4 protein-coding genes are annotated in these 3439 nt (G+C 63.3%); all 4 read right to left on the bottom strand.

Going from position 1 to position 3439, the window contains the following annotated elements; all coding sequences use genetic code 11:
* The coding region (gene yidD, locus T281_RS16650; RefSeq protein ID WP_052037612.1) for a membrane protein insertion efficiency factor YidD at nucleotides 1–278 on the bottom strand (278 nt) is incomplete at its 3' end.
* Nucleotides 279–282: 4 nt separating this feature from the next.
* Entirely contained in the window at nucleotides 283–1710 is a 1428-nt protein-coding gene (locus tag T281_RS16645; protein WP_037242121.1) for a trypsin-like peptidase domain-containing protein, read from the bottom strand.
* A 217-nt stretch (nucleotides 1711–1927) separates the two neighbouring features.
* A complete protein-coding gene (gene hflC, locus T281_RS16640) occupies nucleotides 1928–2875 on the bottom strand; it encodes a protease modulator HflC (RefSeq protein ID WP_013418689.1) in 948 nt (315 codons plus the stop codon).
* A partial coding sequence (hflK, locus tag T281_RS16635; RefSeq protein WP_037242120.1) for an FtsH protease activity modulator HflK occupies nucleotides 2872–3439 on the bottom strand: 568 nt, incomplete at its 5' end. The genes hflC and hflK, both read right to left, overlap by 4 nt.

The raw sequence follows: 3439 nt of genomic DNA, 5'->3' as shown, positions 1-3439 counted from the left end.
GGCGCCCAGAAGGGGATCTTTTCAGCGCGGAGATCGGGCGCGGGATCGTAACCCGAACTGCCCCACGGGTGGCAGCGGAGAATGCGGCCGAGCGTCAGCCAGCCGCCGAGCCACGCGCCGAGCCACGCGCCGTTCACGTCGATGGCGTCGAGCGCATATTGCGAGCAGGTCGGGAGATGGCGGCAACGCGGCCCGATGATCGGCGAGATCCCGTATCGATAGACGTAGATCGGCGATTTCGCGATCACCTTGAGCGCTTTGGCAGGATGGAGTTCCAACGGCCTAGTCTTCGAGTGAGACGCTTTCGAAGCGGATGGCGCCGCTCGCGTCTCTCACAGTGAGCGTTGCTTGGCTGCGCGGCAGTGCGCGCAACTCCGTGAGGCGCTGTTCGAGGTCGTCGGCGGTGCGCACCGGCGCGTGGGCGGCCTCGACCACGATGTCGCCCGGATTGAGGTTCCCAAGCGCAACCATCGGGCTTTCATCTGCCGATACGACGGCGCCTTCCGCATCTGGCGCAAGCCCGAGCCGCGACCGCAAATCGTCGCTCAATGGCGCAAAGCTGATCTTGCCGAGCTTTTGCCGCTTGGCTTTCTGCTGCGACAGGGGGGGAGCGCCGGACCAGTCGGCCTCGATCATGCGGCCGACCTTCACCTTGACCGTCTTCCTCTCCCCGTTGCGAAGGATCAGCACGTCGGCGTCTTCGCCCACGTTGGATTGCGCGATATAGCGCGGGAGTTGGCGCGCGTGTTTCACCGAGGTTCCGGCGAACGCGAGCACGACATCGCCTTCCTGCAAGCCTGCCGCTTCGGCGGGGCTGCCCTTGTCGATGCGGGCGATCAGTGCGCCCTCGGCGTGGTCGAGATGGAGATGCTCGGCGATGTCGTCACTCGGCGTTTGCAGCCGCGCGCCGATCCAGCCCCAGCGAATTTCCCCGTGCTTGCGCAACTGCTCGACGATGCGTTTCGCCGTGTTCGACGGGATCGCGAAGCCAAGGCCGATGCTGCCGCCCGAAGGAGAGAAAATTGCGGTGTTTATGCCGATAACCTCGCCGCGCGCATTAAAGAGGGGCCCGCCGGAATTGCCGCTGTTGATCGAGGCATCGGTTTGAAGGAAATCGTCATAGGGGCCGGCGCTGATGTCTCGACCGCGGCCGGAGAGAATGCCCGCCGTCACGGAGCCCTTGAAGCCGAACGGATTGCCGACCGCGATCACCCAATCGCCGATGCGCATGTGAGATGAGTCGCCGAAGGAAACGGGCGTTAGCGGCTTGCTGGCCCTGGGCGCGATCTTGAGTACGGCGATATCCGTCTTGGTGTCGCGACCGATAACCCTGTCGACCTTCACCTCGGATCCATCGGGCAACACCACGAACACGGTGTTGCCGTCCTCGATCACGTGGTTATTGGTGACGATGATGCCGCTTGCATCGATGATGAAGCCCGAGCCCACGGAAGTTTTTTGCAGGACGCTCTGACCCTGCTTCGGGCCGCGCGAACCCTCGCCACGGCTGCGCCGGGCGCTCGAACCGCCGAGTTTCTCCGTGACCTGCGCCGATACGCTGACGACCGAATTGCGGACGCGCGCGGCGACGTCGGAGAAGGATTCGCCGGATTTCATCTCGACCGCGAAGGCGGGGGCAGCGGCAGTCACGCCACCGAACGCCAGAAGGCTTGCCCCGAGAAGCAGCCGCAGATGATGGTGGATCGCCATGAGCCTCACCTTAAAACACACGAGACAATGCTGCAAACCGCGCCATGCCCCTCGGGTTCCATTGTTCCCGGGGTTCTCGACCATCGGGTTAAATGGTCCGCCGCAGGGGCGGGGAATCCATGCCTGCCTATAAAGTGAGACATAAAGGCGTCGAGTGCAATGTTCATGCACTCGACGATAGGTAGTGAAAGGTAATATTCCGTTCTCAACGATTGATTCAGCGCACCGCAGGCGTGGCCGCAGCGGCGCTGGATCCCGTCTGACCGGCGGGCGCCGGCCTCTTGATGGCGTCAGGGGCCGCGCTCATCGGCTCGTTGAAATAACGGAAGAACTCCGACGAGGGCGAGACCACGATGCGGGTGTGGCTACCCTTGAGCGACTCTTCGTAAGCCTGCATGGAGCGGTAGAAGGCGAAGAAGTCGCGGTCGCGGCCGAACGCGTCGGCGTAGATGCGGTTCCTCTCCGCGTCGCCTTCGCCTCGTGTCCGTTCGCCGTCGCGATTCGCGTTCGCGGTGACCACGGTCACTTCCTTGTCGGCGGTCGAACGGATGCGCTGGGCCTGCTCCGCGCCTTGGGCGCGCAGTTCGGCGGCTTCACGCTGACGCTCGGTCTGCATGCGGCGGAAGATGGCCTGGCTGTTCGCCTCGGGCAGGTCGGCGCGGCGGATGCGGACGTCGACGACTTCCACGCCGAAACCGCGAACGTCATTGTTCACGAAAGCGATGGTCTGCTTCATGAGCGCCTCGCGCTGGTTACGCACAAGGTCGATGAAGGTGGATCGGCCAAGCACGCTGCGGATTGTCGAATCCACGATAGCGGTGAGGCGCTGCCGCGCGGCGATTTCGTTGCGGAACGCGCGGTAGAACGCGAGCGGATCGCTGATCCTGTAGCGTGCGAAGGCATCGACGATGAGACGCTTCTGGTCGGAAGCAATGACCTCCTGCTCCTCGGTCTGTAGATCGAGGATACGGCGGTCGAACTGCACGACCGTCTGCACGAACGGCATCCGCCAGTAGAGGCCCGGTTTGTCGATCGCGCGGACTGGCTCGCCGAATTGCAGCACGAGAGCGCGATGCGTCTGCGGCACGATGAAGGCGGAGAAGCCCACCGCGATCACCACGCCGGTGACAAGGAGAATGAGGAATCCGACAGCTGCGGTTCTCATCGCTGGCCTCCGCTCTGGGTGCGCTGAAGTTCGTTCAAGGGAAGATAGGGCACGACGCCGTTGGAGCCGGACTTTTCGTCAATGATGATCTTGTCCATTCCACCCAGCACGCGTTCAAGCGTTTCGAGATACATGCGCTTGCGCGTCACATCCGGTGCCTTCTGATATTCATCGAATACCTTGAGGAAGCGCTCGGTTCGGCCCGTGGCTTCGGCAACGGCCTGCTCGCGGTAGCCCTGCGCGCCCTGAAGGATGCGCTGCGCTTCGCCTCGTGCTTCCGGTACGACGCGGTTCGCGTAAGCCTCCGCCTCGTTTCGCAAGCGCTCCTGATCGGCGCGCGCGGCCTGGACGTCGCGGAAGGCCGCGATGACCTCGGTCGGCGGATCGACCTTTTGCAGGTTCACCTGATTGATGTTGATGCCGGACTTGTAGCTGTCGAGCGTGCGCTGGATGAGCGTCTTCACCGACTCCTCGATGTTCTGCCTGCTCTTCGTGAGGATCGGCTGAATATCGTTCTGGCCGATCACTTCGCGCATGGCGCTCTCGGCCACTGCCTTCACGTTC

This window comes from Rhodomicrobium udaipurense JA643 (assembly GCF_000636015.1).
In the GTDB taxonomy this organism is placed as follows: domain Bacteria; phylum Pseudomonadota; class Alphaproteobacteria; order Rhizobiales; family Rhodomicrobiaceae; genus Rhodomicrobium; species Rhodomicrobium udaipurense.
The sequence above is the reverse complement of the archived record's forward strand: the minus strand, read 5'-3'. Positions and strand labels throughout refer to the sequence as shown.

What these genes read in the sequence shown, in the direction of transcription:
- hflC (WP_013418689.1), bottom strand. Translation starts at nt 2,875, where the DNA reads ATGAGAACCGCAGCTGTCGGATTCCTCATTCTCCTTGTCACCGGCGTG.
- T281_RS16645 (WP_037242121.1), bottom strand. Translation starts at nt 1,710, where the DNA reads ATGGCGATCCACCATCATCTGCGGCTGCTTCTCGGGGCAAGCCTTCTG.